Source organism: Pseudomonas sp. B21-031, from assembly GCF_024748985.1.
Classification (GTDB): Bacteria; Pseudomonadota; Gammaproteobacteria; order Pseudomonadales; family Pseudomonadaceae; genus Aquipseudomonas; species Aquipseudomonas kermanshahensis.
The window spans coordinates 4,937,520-4,951,577 of sequence record NZ_CP087181.1 but is presented as its reverse complement, the minus strand read 5'-3'; the positions used below and the strand labels follow the sequence as shown (position 1 = coordinate 4,951,577).

Sequence of the window (14,058 nt, the reverse complement as noted above, 5' to 3'; positions counted from 1 at the left end):
GAGCGTGTCACTGATCGCTTCCGACCAATTCCGCATCGTTGTCGGCCTCGGCAAGAGCGGCATGTCCCTGGTTCGCTTCCTGGCGAGCCGGGGCATTGCCTTTGCGGTCGCCGACACCCGCGAGCAACCGCCGGAACTGGACACCCTGCGCCGTGATTACCCGCAGGTGGAAGTGCGCTGTGGCGAGTTGGACGTGGACTTCCTGTGCCGCGCCAACGAACTGTACGTGAGCCCGGGCCTGGCCTTGTCCACCCCGGCGCTGCAACAGGCTGCGGCACGGGGTGTGGCCCTGTCGGGCGACATCGAGCTGTTCGCCCGGCATGCCAAAGCGCCGATCATCGCCATCAGCGGCTCCAACGCAAAAAGCACAGTGACCACCCTGGTCGGCGAAATGGCCGCCAAGGCGGGCAAGCGCGTGGCCGTGGGCGGTAACCTCGGCACGCCAGCCCTGGACCTGTTGAGCGATGAGGTGGAGCTGTATGTGCTGGAGCTGTCCAGCTTCCAGCTGGAAACCACGGACCAGCTCAACGCCGAAGTCGCCACCGTGCTGAACATCAGCGAAGACCACATGGACCGCTACAGCGGCCTGCCGGCTTATCACCTGGCCAAGCACCGTATCTTCCGGGGCGCTCATCAGGTGGTGGTGAACCGCCAGGACGCGCTGAGCCGGCCATTGCCGGTGGAAGGCCGGCCGTGCTGGAGCTTTGGCCTGAACCAACCGGACTTCAAAGCGTTCGGCCTGCGTGAGGTGGACGGCGAGAAGTACCTGGCGTTCGAATTCCAGAACCTGATGCCCGTGCGCGAACTGAAAATTCGCGGTTCTCACAACCACAGCAACGCCCTCGCAGCCCTGGCCCTCGGCCATGCCGCTGGCTTGCCGTTTGCACCGATGCTCGACGCCCTGCGCGAGTTTGGCGGCCTGGCCCATCGTTGCCAGTGGGTGCGCGAGCGCAATGGTGTCAATTGGTACGACGACTCCAAGGCCACCAACGTCGGTGCTGCGCTGGCGGCGATCGAAGGCCTGGGCGCGGATATCGCTGGCAAGCTGGTGCTGATTGCCGGCGGTGACGGCAAAGGTGCTGACTTTGCTGCGCTGCGTGAGCCGGTGGCGCGCTTCTGCCGTGCGGTGGTGCTGCTGGGCCGTGATGCCGAGCGCCTCGCCGAAGCGTTGGGCGAAGGTGTACCGCACGTGCGGGTCAAGACCCTGGAAGAGGCCGTCGAACAGTGCGCCGCCCTGGCTCAGTCTGGTGATGCCGTGCTGTTGTCGCCGGCCTGCGCCAGCCTCGACATGTTCAAGAACTTTGAAGAGCGCGGGCGCCTGTTCGCCCAAGCGGCGGGAGGGCTGGCATGATCTTCGGCATCTTCAAGCCGTACCCGTCGCCGCTGATCAGCGGCCGTGGCATCGACCTCGACTTCGCCATGCTTGCCGGCTGCCTGGCATTGCTGGGCCTGGGCTTGGTGATGATCACCTCGGCGTCCTCGGAAGTGGCCGCAGTGCAGTCGGGCAACCCGCTTTACCACATGTTCCGTCACCTGGTGTACGTGGTCATCGGCCTGGTCGCCTGCGGCGCTACCATGCTGGTGCCGATCGCCACCTGGCAGCGGATGGGCTTCATGATGCTGCTGGGTGCCTTCGGCCTGCTGGTGCTGGTGCTGGTGCCGGGTATTGGCCGGGAAGTGAACGGTTCCATGCGCTGGATCGGTTTCAGCTTCTTCAACGTGCAGCCTTCGGAGATCGCCAAGGTCTTCGTGGTCATCTACCTGGCCGGCTACCTCGTGCGCCGGCAGACCGAGGTGCGCGAAAGCTGGATGGGCTTCTTCAAGCCGTTCATCGTGCTGCTGCCAATGGCTGGCCTGCTGCTGATGGAGCCGGACTTCGGTGCCACCGTGGTGATGATGGGCGCTGCGGCGGCCATGTTGTTCCTCGGCGGGGTGGGGTTGTTCCGCTTCAGTTTGATGGTGGTGCTGGCGGTGGTCGCGGTGTTTGTCCTGGTGCAGGCGCAGCCGTACCGGATGGCACGTTTGATCACCTTTACCGACCCCTGGTCCGACCAGTTCGGCTCGGGCTACCAGTTGACCCAGGCCTTGATCGCTTTCGGCCGCGGTGAGTGGCTGGGCGTTGGCCTGGGCAACAGCGTGCAGAAGCAGTTCTACCTGCCCGAGGCGCACACCGACTTCGTGTTCTCGGTGCTGGCCGAAGAGCTCGGCGTGGTCGGCTCGCTGGTCACCATCGCGCTGTTCGTTTTCGTCACCGTGCGCGCCTTGTACATCGGCCTGTGGGCCGAAAAGGCCAAGCAGTTCTTCGCCGCCTACATGGCATTCGGCCTGGCCTTCCTGTGGATCGGCCAGTTCCTGATCAATATCGGCGTGAACGTCGGCCTGCTGCCGACCAAGGGCCTGACCTTGCCGTTCCTCAGTTACGGGGGCAGCTCGCTGGTGATCTGTTGCGCCTGCGTGGGCTTGCTGCTGCGTATCGAGTGGGAGAGCCGCACGCACTTGGGCAGCGAGGAACACGAATTCAACGAAAGCGATTTTGCCGAGGAGCCCAGTCATGGCCGCTGACGGCAAGAACGTACTGATCATGGCAGGCGGTACCGGGGGCCACGTGTTCCCGGCCCTGGCCTGCGCCCGTGAATTCCAGGCACGGGGTTACAGCGTGCACTGGCTGGGCACGCCGAAAGGCATCGAGAACGAACTGGTGCCCCAGGCCGGTCTGCCGTTGCACCTCATCCAGGTCAGCGGCCTGCGCGGCAAGGGCAAGCTGTCGCTGCTCAAGGCGCCGTTCACCCTGGTCAAGGCGGTGCTGCAGGCACGGCGCATCATTCGTCAACTCAAGCCTGTGTGCGTGCTGGGCTTTGGCGGCTACGTGACCGGGCCGGGCGGTGTGGCCGCGCGGCTGTGCGGTGTGCCGCTGGTCATTCACGAACAGAACGCGCGCGCGGGTACCGCCAATCGGTTGCTGGTGCCACTCTCGGCACGCGTCTGCGAAGCTTTCCCAAACACCTTCGCGGCCAGCGGCAAACGCCGCACCACCGGCAACCCGGTGCGCCCGGAGCTGTTCATGGACGCGCAACGCGCACCCTTGGCCGAACGCCGTGCACGCCTGCTTGTGCTCGGGGGCAGCTTGGGTGCGGAACCATTGAACAAATTGTTGCCTAAGGCCCTGTCTGAAGTGCCTGCAACACTGCGGCCAGAGGTGTTCCACCAGGCTGGCAAGCAACACGCGCCGATCACCGCCGAGCGTTATCACGAGGCGGGCGTCGAGGCTCAGGTAGAGCCTTTCATCAAGGACATGGCCCAAGCCTATGGCTGGGCCGACATCGTGGTGTGCCGGGCCGGTGCCCTGACCGTCAGCGAACTCGCGGCGGCGGGCCTGCCTTCGATGCTGGTGCCGTTGCCCCATGCGATCGACGATCACCAGACCCACAACGCCCACTATCTGGCTCGGGAAGGCGCTGCCTTCCTGATGCCACAAGCGACAACTGGCGCAGCGCAGCTCGCTGAACGCCTGAACGAGGTGCTGATGCAACCCGAGAAACTCAACACCATGGCTGGCACCGCACGGCGCCTGGCCAAACCTGCCGCAACCAGCACCGTGGTCGACATCTGCCTGGAGGTGGCCCATGGTTGAAAGCCAGAAAGCCATGCCGCAGCCAAAAATGGGCCGCATCCGTCGCATCCACTTCGTCGGTATCGGCGGCGTGGGCATGTGCGGCATCGCCGAAGTGCTGCTGAACCTGGGCTATGAAGTGTCCGGTTCCGACCTCAAGGCCTCGCCGGTTACCGAGCGGCTGGAGTCGTTCGGCGCAGAGATCTTCGTTGGCCACCGTGCCGAAAACGCTGCCAACGCCGATGTACTGGTCGTGTCCAGCGCCATCAACCCGGCCAACCCGGAAGTCGCCACTGCCCTGGAACGTCGTATTCCCGTGGTGCCGCGTGCCGAGATGCTCGCCGAGCTGATGCGCTACCGCCATGGCGTGGCCGTTGCCGGCACGCACGGCAAGACCACCACCACCAGCCTGCTGGCCTCGGTGTTCGCCGCTGGCGGCCTGGACCCGACGTTCGTCATCGGCGGGCGCCTGACCGCAGCGGGCACCAATGCCCAGCTGGGCACCAGCCGCTACCTGATCGCCGAAGCGGATGAGAGCGACGCCAGCTTCCTGCACCTGCAACCGATGGTCGCCGTGGTCACCAACATCGACGCCGACCACATGGCCACCTACGAGGGTGACTTCAACAAACTGAAGAAAACCTTCGTCGAGTTCCTGCACAACCTGCCGTTCTATGGGCTGGCAGTGATGTGCCTGGACGACCCGGTGGTGCGCGAGATCCTGCCGCAGGTCAAACGCCCGACGGTCACCTACGGCTTCAGCGAAGAGGCCGACATCCGCGCCATCAATGTGCGCCAACAGGGCATGCAGACGCACTTCACCGTGCTGCGCCGCGACTGCGAGCCGCTGGAGGTGTCGGTGAACATGCCCGGCAACCACAACGTGCTCAACGCCCTGGCAACCATTGCCATCGCCTCTGACGAAGGCATCAGCGACGAGGCTATTGTCCAGGGGCTGTCCGGCTTCCAGGGCGTCGGCCGACGCTTCCAGGTCTATGGCGAGCTGCCGGTCGACGGCGGCAGCGTGATGCTGGTCGACGATTACGGTCACCACCCGACTGAAGTGGCTGCAGTGATCAAGGCCGTGCGCGGGGGCTGGCCAAGCCGCCGCCTGGTGATTGTCTACCAGCCGCACCGTTACAGCCGCACCCGCGACCTGTACGACGACTTCGTACAAGTGCTGGGCGACGCCAACGTGCTGCTGCTGATGGAAGTCTATCCGGCCGGTGAAGAGCCGATCCCGGGTGCGGACAGCCGTCAGCTGTGCCACAGCATCCGCCAGCGCGGCAAGCTCGACCCGATCTACATCGAACGTGGCGCCGAGCTTGCGCCACTGGTCCAGCCGCTGCTGCGTGCCGGCGACATCCTGCTGTGCCAGGGTGCCGGTGATGTCGGTGGCCTGGCCCCGCAATTGATGAAAAGCCCGCTGTTCGCTGGCGCCAAGCAGGAGAAGTCGAAATGACCAGCGCCTACGACAAGCTGCACTCGACCCTGGACGTCAAGGCGTTCGGCCGCGTCGCTGTGCTGTACGGCGGCAAGAGTGCCGAGCGTGAAGTCTCGCTCAAGTCCGGCGCCGCCGTGATCGACGCCTTGACCCGCGCCGGTGTCGACGTGGTTGCCATCGATGTGGGCGACGACCTGCTCGACCGCCTGCAACGCGAGAAGATCGACCGCGCCTTCATCATCCTCCACGGCCGTGGCGGTGAAGACGGCAGCATGCAAGGCCTGCTCGAGTGCCTGGGCATCCCTTACACCGGCAGCGGCATCCTCGCGTCGGCCCTGGCCATGGACAAACTGCGCACCAAACAGGTGTGGCAGAGCCTGGGCATTCCGACCCCGCGCCACGCGGTATTGGCCAGCGAAAGCGATTGTTTGAAGGCCAGTACGGAACTGGGCTTCCCGCTTATCGTCAAACCCGCCCATGAAGGCTCTAGCATCGGCATGGCCAAGGTGAACAGCGAGCAGGAACTGGTCGCCGCCTGGCAGGACGCCGCCAAATACGATTCCCAGGTACTGGTGGAGCAGTGGATCCACGGGCCGGAGTTCACCATCGCGGTCTTGCGCGGCCAGGTGCTGCCGCCGATCGCCCTGGGTACGCCACACGTGTTCTACGACTACGACGCCAAGTACATCGCCAACGATACCCAGTACCGCATCCCGTGCGGCCTGGACAGCGTCAAGGAACAGGAACTCATCGACCTGACCGCGCGCGCCTGCGATGCCATTGGCATCGAAGGCTGGGGGCGGTTGGATGTGATGCAGGACGAGCAGGGCCGGTTCTGGCTGCTCGAAGTCAACACCGCACCCGGCATGACTGATCATAGCCTGGTGCCCATGGCGGCCCGCGCGGCCGGCCTGGACTTCCAGCAACTGGTGCTGGCAATCCTGGCCGCCAGCGTCGAGACGCGAGGTTAACAGCCATGCAAGGCGCGATGTTACGTCATCAGCAACCCGCCACCGGCCGTAACAAGCCGGTGCCGCGCGGTGCCAGTCGAATGGTGGCCAAAGAGCCCATGTCGGCGCGCCTGCCCAAGGCCAACTTCAGTGGACTCAAGCGCCTGCTTTGGCCGGTGCTGCTGGTGGCAGCAGGCTTCGGCGCCTATGAAGGCGCCATTCGCCTGATGCCCTACGCCGACCGGCCGATCACCAAGATCGCGGTGCAGGGCGACCTCAGCTACATCAGCCAGCAGGCGGTGCAGCAGCGGATCGCCCCGTTCATGGCAGCGAGCTTCTTCAGTGTCGACCTGCCGGCGATGCGTGCAGAGCTCGAGCAGATGCCATGGATCGCCCACGCTGAGGTCCGGCGCGTGTGGCCGGACGAGGTGGTGATCCGCCTGGAAGAACAGCTGCCAGTGGCACGCTGGGGTGACGAAGCCTTGCTCAATAACCAGGGCCAGGCCTTTACCCCGCGTGAGCTGGCCAACTATGAGCACCTGCCGCAGCTGTTCGGGCCGCAGCGTGCTCAGCAACAAGTCATGCAGCAGTATCAGGTATTGAGCCAGATGCTGCGCCCCATGGGCTTTTCCATCGCTCGCCTGGAACTGCGCGAGCGAGGCAGCTGGTTCCTGACCACCGGTGCGGGCAGCACCGGGCCAGGCATCGAACTGCTGCTGGGGCGCGACCATCTGGTGGAGAAGATGCGCCGTTTCATTGCCATTTACGACAAGACGCTTAAAGAGCAGATCACCAACATCGCCCGCATCGATCTGCGATACGCCAACGGACTTGCCGTTGGTTGGCGGGAACCGATTGCACCGACGACGGCCCAACCCGCCGTTGCGAAGAATTAGAGAGAGGCAGGACCATGGCAAACGCGCATAGCGGCAAAATGATCGTCGGGCTGGACATTGGCACCTCCAAGGTGGTGGCGCTGGTCGGCGAAGTGGGCGAAGACGGCACCCTGGAGATCGTCGGGATCGGTACCCATCCGTCCCGCGGCCTGAAGAAGGGCGTGGTGGTGAATATCGAGTCGACCGTGCAGTCGATCCAGCGCGCGGTGGAAGAAGCGCAGCTGATGGCGGGCTGTCGCATCCACTCGGCCTTCGTCGGCGTGGCGGGCAACCATATCCGCAGCCTGAACTCCCACGGCATTGTCGCCATTCGCGACCGTGAGGTCAGCGTTGCCGACCTCGAGCGCGTGCTCGACGCCGCCCAGGCCGTGGCCATCCCGGCCGATCAGCGTGTGCTGCACACCCTGCCGCAGGACTACGTGATCGACAACCAGGAAGGCGTGCGCGAGCCGCTGGGCATGTCCGGCGTGCGTCTTGAAGCCAAGGTCCACGTGGTCACCTGTGCGGTCAATGCGGCGCAGAACATCGAGAAGTGCGTACGCCGCTGCGGCCTGGAAATCGACGACATCATCCTCGAGCAGCTGGCTTCGGCCTACTCGGTGCTGACCGACGACGAAAAAGAGCTCGGCGTGTGCCTGGTTGACATCGGTGGCGGTACCACCGACATCGCCATCTTCACCGAAGGCGCGATCCGCCACACCGCGGTCATCCCGATTGCTGGCGACCAGGTGACCAACGACATCGCCATGGCCCTGCGGACCCCGACCCAGTACGCCGAAGAAATCAAGATCCGCTACGCCTGCGCCCTGGCCAAGCTGGCCGGCGCCGGCGAAACCATCAAGGTGCCGAGCGTGGGTGATCGCCCACCGCGCGAGCTGTCGCGCCAGGCCCTGGCTGAGGTGGTGGAGCCGCGTTACGACGAACTGTTCACCCTGATCCAGGCCGAACTGCGCCGTAGCGGCTACGAAGACCTGGTACCGGCCGGCATCGTCCTGACCGGCGGCACCGCGAAGATGGAAGGCGCCGTTGAACTGGCCGAGGAAATCTTCCACATGCCGGTACGCCTGGGCGTACCGCACAGCGTTCGGGGGCTGAGCGACGTGGTGCGCAACCCGATCTATTCCACCGGTGTGGGCCTGCTCACCTACGGCCTGCTGAAGCAGTCCGAGGACATGGTCCTGACCGGTAACAGCAACAGCAGCAGCAACAGCTATGGCGATGAACCGAAGGCCCCAGTGCTTGAGCGCTTCAAGCGGTGGGTCCAGGGCAATTTCTAAGTTTCAAAGCAGTAGTGGTAGGCGCAACAACTAGAGAACTGTAAGGAGAGGGAAAATGTTCGAGCTCGTAGACAACGTCCCGCAAAGTCCGGTCATTAAAGTGATCGGCGTTGGCGGTGGTGGCGGCAACGCCGTCAACCACATGGTCAAGAGCAGCATCGAAGGCGTGGAATTCATCTGCGCCAACACGGATGCTCAGGCGCTGAAAAACATCGGCGCGCGCACCATCCTGCAATTGGGCACTGGCGTGACCAAAGGCCTGGGTGCAGGTGCCAATCCAGAAGTCGGCCGTCAGGCCGCGCTGGAAGACCGTGAGCGCATCGCCGAGGTGCTGCAGGGCACCAACATGGTGTTCATCACCACCGGCATGGGTGGCGGTACCGGTACCGGTGCAGCCCCGATCATCGCCGAAGTGGCGAAGGAAATGGGCATCCTCACCGTCGCCGTGGTGACCCGCCCGTTCCCGTTCGAAGGTCGCAAACGTATGCAGATCGCCGATGAAGGCATCCGTATGCTGGCCGAGAGCGTCGACTCGCTGATCACCATCCCCAACGAGAAGCTGCTGACCATCCTGGGCAAGGATGCCAGCCTGCTGTCCGCCTTTGCCAAGGCTGACGACGTGCTCGCCGGTGCCGTGCGCGGTATCTCTGACATCATCAAGCGCCCTGGCATGATCAACGTCGACTTCGCCGACGTGCGTACCGTGATGGGTGAGATGGGCATGGCGATGATGGGTACTGGCTGCGCCAGCGGCCCGAACCGTGCGCGTGAAGCCACTGAGGCGGCGATCCGCAACCCGTTGCTCGAAGACGTCAACCTGCAGGGCGCCCGCGGCATCCTGGTGAACATCACCGCCGGCCCTGACCTGTCGCTGGGTGAGTACTCCGACGTAGGTAGCATCATCGAAGCCTTCGCCTCTGACCACGCGATGGTCAAGGTCGGCACCGTGATCGACCCAGACATGCGCGATGAGCTGCACGTCACCGTGGTCGCCACTGGCCTGGGCGCACGCATCGAGAAGCCGGTCAAAGTGGTGGACAACACCCTGCAGACCGCTCAACAGGCGTACGAGGCTTCCAACCCGGCACCGGTTCGCCAGGAGCAGCCTGCGGTCAACTACCGTGACCTGGAGCGCCCGACTGTAATGCGCAACCAGGCCCATGCAGGCGCCGCCGCGGCAGCTAAACTCAACCCTCAGGATGACCTGGACTACCTTGATATCCCGGCTTTCCTGCGTCGTCAGGCTGATTAATGGAATTTATCAGGGGTATAAAGGTGATTGGTATTCAGCAAAGGTCGGGTCTGTTATCATCCCCAGCCTTTGTTGATACCTGTTCGCAATTTGCGCTGAAGCGGCCAATGCCATGATTAAACAACGCACCCTGAAGAATACCATCCGTGCCACAGGTGTCGGTCTGCACTCCGGGGAGAAGGTATACCTGACCCTCAAGCCTGCACCTGTTGACACCGGCATCGTCTTCCGCCGCGCTGATCTCGACCCTGTGGTCGAAATCGCAGCGCGTGCGGCCAACGTTGGCGAGACAACCATGTCGACGACGTTGGTCAACGGTGACGTCAAGGTCGATACGGTCGAGCACCTGCTCTCCGCCATGGCGGGCCTGGGCATCGATAACGCCTACGTCGAGCTCTCCGCCTCGGAAGTGCCGATCATGGATGGCAGCGCCGGACCCTTTGTATTCCTGATTCAGTCTGCCGGCCTGGAAGAACAGGACGCAGCCAAGAAGTTCATCCGCATCCTGCGCGAAGTGACAGTGGAGGAGGGCGACAAGCGCGCTACCTTCCTGCCTTTCGACGGGTTCAAGGTGAGCTTCGAGATCGACTTCGATCACCCGGTCGTCAGCGGCCGGACCCAGAGCGCCAGTGTCGATTTTTCCAGCACGTCGTTCGTGAAAGAAGTCAGCCGTGCCCGCACCTTCGGTTTCATGCGGGACATCGAGTACCTGCGCAAGCATAACCTTGCGTTGGGCGGCAGTGTGGAAAACGCCATCGTGGTAGACGAGACAGGCGTGTTGAACGAAGACGGCCTTCGCTATGAAGACGAATTCGTGAAGCACAAGATTCTCGACGCCATCGGTGACCTCTACCTGCTGGGCAACAGCCTGATCGGCGAGTTCAAGGGCTACAAGTCCGGGCACGCGCTGAACAACCAACTGTTGCGCAAGCTCATTGCTGAAACCGATGCCTGGGAAGTGGTCACTTTCGAAGATGCCAGCACGGCACCGATCTCGTACATGCGCCCTGTTGCGGCCGTGTAAGTTCGAACACTCTCTAGTTCATTAAGGCCACCTTCGGGTGGCCTTTTTTATTTCAGCCTTTATCCCGGGCGTGGCTGGCAAGGCGTTCCAGGGCAGCGCGCAATTTCGGGTCGGCAATCCCCTCGGCGGTATCGCGAAGGCTTTCGGCGGCATTGCTCGACAGCGCCGCAGCATGCCCGCCACGCTTGGCAGGCACCAATGGCGGTTGCACCTTGTACAAGATACGCCGCAGGTTGCCGAACGCTTCCATGGCCTGCAATTCGCGCATGAGGCGCTTTTGCTGATAGCGCAAGCGAGTAGCCCAATGGCCGTCGGTAACCACCAGCAACAATACGCCATCACGCCACGATGCCACGTGGCAGTGTTCGCGGGCAGCCGGTTGCAGTTGGCTTTCCAGCAAGCGCTGCAGGTGTTCCAGGCGTTCGGCCTGGTTCAGCAGCAGGCGCAGCGGGCGCACCTGGCGCAGCAGGGCGGACGGTAGCTGGGCAGGGGAGGGTTTGTAGGCCATGGTGGTCGCAGGAGGTTACAAGAGCGGCAGTTTAACACCTCTGTTGCCTGCACCGGCCTCTTCGCCGGTACAGACCACACAAGGTAAGACTCATTCTCGATACGTTTCATCTTGCTGAGCCTTGAACTCAGGGAAAATGACCCTATCTAAGAAACGCCCCTGCCAAAACGCTGTATCAGCATCGTGGAAATCCACCACTTTCCTCACCATCGTTTCCGGGTAGAATGCTCGTTCGCATGCGGCCTCAGGGCTGCACGGGCGACTCATGGGGCCGCCCTCCATCCCTACGTGTGGAAGATCCTGCCGATATGTTTGCGCCTTTGTTAAAGAAACTTTTTGGAAGCAAGAATGAGCGTGAAGTCAAACGCATGCTCAAGACGGTGACTATCGTCAATGCCTTCGAAGAGAAGATGGTGGCCCTCTCCGATGAGCAACTGCGGGGCAAGACCGCAGAGTTCAAGGAGCGCTTGGCCAAAGGCGAGACACTGGACCAATTGCTGCCCGAAGCCTTCGCCGTCGCCCGTGAGGCCGGCAAGCGCGTCATGGGCATGCGCCACTTCGACGTGCAGCTGATCGGCGGCATGACCCTGCACGAGGGCATGATCGCAGAAATGCGCACCGGTGAAGGCAAGACCTTGGTCGGTACCCTGGCCGTCTACCTCAACGCATTGTCCGGCAAAGGCGTGCACGTGGTCACCGTCAACGACTACCTGGCCCGCCGTGACGCCAACTGGATGCGCCCGCTGTACGAATTCCTCGGCCTGTCCGTGGGCATCGTCTCGGCCTTCCAGCCGCCGGAAGAAAAGCGCGCTGCCTACGCCTCCGACATCACCTACGGCACCAACAACGAATTCGGTTTCGACTACCTGCGCGACAACATGGCGTTCAGCCAGGAAGAGAAGTTCCAGCGTGAACTCAACTTCTCGGTGATCGACGAAGTCGACTCGATCCTCATCGACGAAGCCCGTACCCCGCTGATCATCTCTGGCCAGGCCGAGGACAGCTCCAAGCTGTACATCGAGATCAACCGCCTGATCCCGCGCCTGACCCAGCACATCGAAGAAGTCGAAGGCCAGGTCACCCAGGAAGGCCACTTCACCATCGATGAGAAGAGCCGCCAGGTCGAGCTCAACGAAGCCGGTCACCAGTTCATCGAAGAGATGCTCACCCAGGCTGGCCTGCTGGCCGAAGGCGAGAGCCTCTACTCGGCGCACAACCTGGGCCTGCTGACCCACGTCTACGCCGGCCTGCGCGCGCACAAACTGTTCCACCGCAACGTCGAGTACATCGTCCAGGACGGCCAAGTCCTGCTGATCGACGAGCACACCGGCCGTACCATGCCTGGCCGTCGCCTGTCCGAAGGCCTGCACCAGGCCATCGAGGCCAAAGAGAACCTGAACATTCAGGCCGAGAGCCAGACCCTGGCGTCGACCACCTTCCAGAACTACTTCCGTCTTTACACCAAGCTGTCCGGCATGACCGGTACCGCCGACACCGAAGCGTTCGAGTTCCAGTCGATCTACGGCCTGAACGTGATGGTGATCCCGCCGAACAAGCCGCTGGCGCGTAAGGACTTCAACGACCTGGTGTACCTGACCGCCGACGAGAAATACGCCGCGATCATTGCCGACATCAAAGAGAGCATGACCCAGGGCCGTCCGGTGCTGGTGGGTACCGCCACCATCGAGACCTCCGAGCACATGTCCAACCTTCTGCTGAAGGAAGGTATCGAGCACAAGGTCCTCAACGCCAAGTACCACGAGAAGGAAGCCGAGATCATCGCCCAGGCCGGTGCGCCAGGCGCGTTGACCATCGCCACCAACATGGCCGGCCGTGGTACCGACATTCTGCTGGGCGGTAACTGGGAGGCCGAAGTGGCCGTCCTGGACAACCCGACCCCTGAGCAGATCGCTCAGATCAAGGCCGACTGGCAGAAGCGTCACCAGCAGGTGATCGAGTCGGGTGGCCTGCACGTGATCGCTTCCGAGCGTCACGAATCGCGCCGTATCGACAACCAGCTGCGTGGTCGTTCCGGCCGTCAGGGTGACCCGGGCTCCAGCCGCTTCTACCTGTCGCTCGAAGACAGCCTGATGCGCATCTTCGCCTCTGACCGGGTGAAGAACTTCATGAAGGCGCTGGGTATGCAGTCTGGCGAGGCGATCGAGCATCGCATGGTCACCAACGCCATCGAAAAAGCCCAGCGCAAGGTCGAAGGCCGTAACTTCGACATCCGTAAGCAGTTGCTTGAATACGATGACGTGGCCAACGAGCAGCGCAAGGTGATCTACCACATGCGCAACAGCCTGCTGGCGGCCGAGAACATTGGCGACACCATCGCCGAGTTCCGCAAGGAAGTGCTGGACGCTATCATCAGCCAGCACATTCCGCCGCAATCGCTGCCCGAGCAGTGGGACGTGGCCGGCCTGGAAGCCTCGCTGGCGAGCGATTTCGCCATGAAGCTGCCGATCCAGCAATGGCTCGACGAGGACGACCACCTCTACGAAGAAACCCTGCGCGAGAAGCTGCTGAGCGAGATCACCAGCGCCTACACCGAGAAGGAAGACCAGGCCGGCATCGACGCCCTGCGCACCTTCGAGAAGCAGATTCTGCTGCGCGTGCTGGACGACCTGTGGAAAGACCACCTGTCGACCATGGACCACCTGCGCCACGGCATTCACCTGCGCGGTTATGCGCAGAAGAACCCGAAGCAGGAGTACAAGCGCGAGTCGTTCACCTTGTTCCAGGAGCTGCTCGAGTCAATCAAGCGCGACACCATCCGCGTGCTGTCGCACGTTCAGGTACGCCGCGAAGACCCGATCGAAGAGGAAGCCCGCCTGCGCCGCGAAGCCGAAGAGCTGGCCAGCCGCATGCAGTTCCAGCATGCTGCCGCGCCAGGCCTTGAAAGCGAAGCGCTGAACGAGGAGGGCGCCGAAGTGGCCGTGGCCGCAGCACCGGTGCGCAACGACCAGAAGCTGGGCCGTAACGAGCCATGCTGGTGCGGTTCGGGCAAGAAGTTCAAGCATTGCCACGGGCAGATCGAGTGATCTGACCCAGTCGCAGTAACGTGACAAACGGGGCCGCTGTGCGGCCCATTCGC

At 63.0% G+C, this 14,058-nt stretch carries 11 protein-coding genes; 10 read left to right on the top strand and 1 reads right to left on the bottom strand.

Annotation, left to right across the window (positions count from 1 at the left end):
* The first annotated feature begins 4 nt into the window (after positions 1-4).
* The 9 genes from murD (at position 5) to lpxC (ending at position 10,453) form a co-directional block, all read left to right on the top strand.
* Positions 5-1,351, top strand: coding sequence for a UDP-N-acetylmuramoyl-L-alanine--D-glutamate ligase (gene murD, locus LOY53_RS22065; protein WP_252825749.1), 1,347 nt, complete (start codon positions 5-7; stop codon positions 1,349-1,351).
* Positions 1,348-2,562 (top strand): putative lipid II flippase FtsW, encoded by a 1,215-nt coding sequence (ftsW, locus tag LOY53_RS22060; protein WP_099430366.1) that lies wholly within the window; start codon positions 1,348-1,350, stop codon positions 2,560-2,562. Before murD ends, ftsW begins: the two co-directional genes overlap by 4 nt.
* Positions 2,552-3,631 (top strand): undecaprenyldiphospho-muramoylpentapeptide beta-N-acetylglucosaminyltransferase, encoded by a 1,080-nt coding sequence (gene murG, locus LOY53_RS22055; RefSeq protein ID WP_099430365.1) that lies wholly within the window; start codon positions 2,552-2,554, stop codon positions 3,629-3,631. The genes ftsW and murG overlap by 11 nt, the downstream gene beginning before the upstream one ends.
* Positions 3,624-5,072, top strand: coding sequence for a UDP-N-acetylmuramate--L-alanine ligase (gene murC, locus LOY53_RS22050; RefSeq protein ID WP_027594017.1), 1,449 nt, complete (start codon positions 3,624-3,626; stop codon positions 5,070-5,072). The genes murG and murC overlap by 8 nt, the downstream gene beginning before the upstream one ends.
* A complete protein-coding gene (locus tag LOY53_RS22045) occupies positions 5,069-6,025 on the top strand; it encodes a D-alanine--D-alanine ligase (protein ID WP_099455237.1) in 957 nt (318 codons plus the stop codon). The genes murC and LOY53_RS22045 overlap by 4 nt, the downstream gene beginning before the upstream one ends.
* 5 nt (positions 6,026-6,030) lie before the next feature.
* Positions 6,031-6,900, top strand: coding sequence for a cell division protein FtsQ/DivIB (locus tag LOY53_RS22040; RefSeq protein ID WP_027594019.1), 870 nt, complete (start codon positions 6,031-6,033; stop codon positions 6,898-6,900).
* Positions 6,901-6,914: 14 nt separating this feature from the next.
* The gene (ftsA, locus tag LOY53_RS22035; protein ID WP_027594020.1) at positions 6,915-8,177 is read left to right on the top strand and encodes a cell division protein FtsA; all 1,263 of its coding nucleotides are present in this window, start codon (positions 6,915-6,917) and stop codon (positions 8,175-8,177) included.
* Between the two features lie 55 nt (positions 8,178-8,232).
* Positions 8,233-9,429 (top strand): cell division protein FtsZ, encoded by a 1,197-nt coding sequence (ftsZ, locus tag LOY53_RS22030; RefSeq protein ID WP_003251871.1) that lies wholly within the window; start codon positions 8,233-8,235, stop codon positions 9,427-9,429.
* A 112-nt stretch (positions 9,430-9,541) separates the two neighbouring features.
* The gene (gene lpxC, locus LOY53_RS22025) at positions 9,542-10,453 is read left to right on the top strand and encodes a UDP-3-O-acyl-N-acetylglucosamine deacetylase (protein WP_027594021.1); all 912 of its coding nucleotides are present in this window, start codon (positions 9,542-9,544) and stop codon (positions 10,451-10,453) included.
* A gap of 52 nt (positions 10,454-10,505) precedes the next feature.
* Here lpxC and LOY53_RS22020 read toward each other — a convergent pair whose 3' ends face one another.
* The gene (locus tag LOY53_RS22020) at positions 10,506-10,961 is read right to left on the bottom strand and encodes a DUF721 domain-containing protein (RefSeq protein WP_027594022.1); all 456 of its coding nucleotides are present in this window, start codon (positions 10,959-10,961) and stop codon (positions 10,506-10,508) included.
* Between the two features lie 308 nt (positions 10,962-11,269).
* On the opposite strand from LOY53_RS22020, the gene secA reads away from it, so the two are divergent.
* Positions 11,270-14,005 carry a preprotein translocase subunit SecA gene (gene secA / locus LOY53_RS22015; RefSeq protein WP_258703288.1) on the top strand — a complete coding sequence of 912 codons (2,736 nt, stop codon included), beginning with the start codon at positions 11,270-11,272 and terminating at the stop codon, positions 14,003-14,005.
* Positions 14,006-14,058: the final 53 nt, after the last annotated feature.

Bases quoted from the DNA above. Each gene is read 5' to 3' on its own strand.
- LOY53_RS22020 (WP_027594022.1), bottom strand. From the start codon at position 10,961: ATGGCCTACAAACCCTCCCCTGCCCAGCTACCGTCCGCCCTGCTGCGC.
- murC (WP_027594017.1), top strand. From the start codon at position 3,624: ATGGTTGAAAGCCAGAAAGCCATGCCGCAGCCAAAAATGGGCCGCATC.
- murG (WP_099430365.1), top strand. From the start codon at position 2,552: ATGGCCGCTGACGGCAAGAACGTACTGATCATGGCAGGCGGTACCGGG.
- ftsZ (WP_003251871.1), top strand. From the start codon at position 8,233: ATGTTCGAGCTCGTAGACAACGTCCCGCAAAGTCCGGTCATTAAAGTG.
- secA (WP_258703288.1), top strand. From the start codon at position 11,270: ATGTTTGCGCCTTTGTTAAAGAAACTTTTTGGAAGCAAGAATGAGCGT.
- ftsW (WP_099430366.1), top strand. From the start codon at position 1,348: ATGATCTTCGGCATCTTCAAGCCGTACCCGTCGCCGCTGATCAGCGGC.
- LOY53_RS22040 (WP_027594019.1), top strand. From the start codon at position 6,031: ATGCAAGGCGCGATGTTACGTCATCAGCAACCCGCCACCGGCCGTAAC.
- lpxC (WP_027594021.1), top strand. From the start codon at position 9,542: ATGATTAAACAACGCACCCTGAAGAATACCATCCGTGCCACAGGTGTC.
- ftsA (WP_027594020.1), top strand. From the start codon at position 6,915: ATGGCAAACGCGCATAGCGGCAAAATGATCGTCGGGCTGGACATTGGC.
- LOY53_RS22045 (WP_099455237.1), top strand. From the start codon at position 5,069: ATGACCAGCGCCTACGACAAGCTGCACTCGACCCTGGACGTCAAGGCG.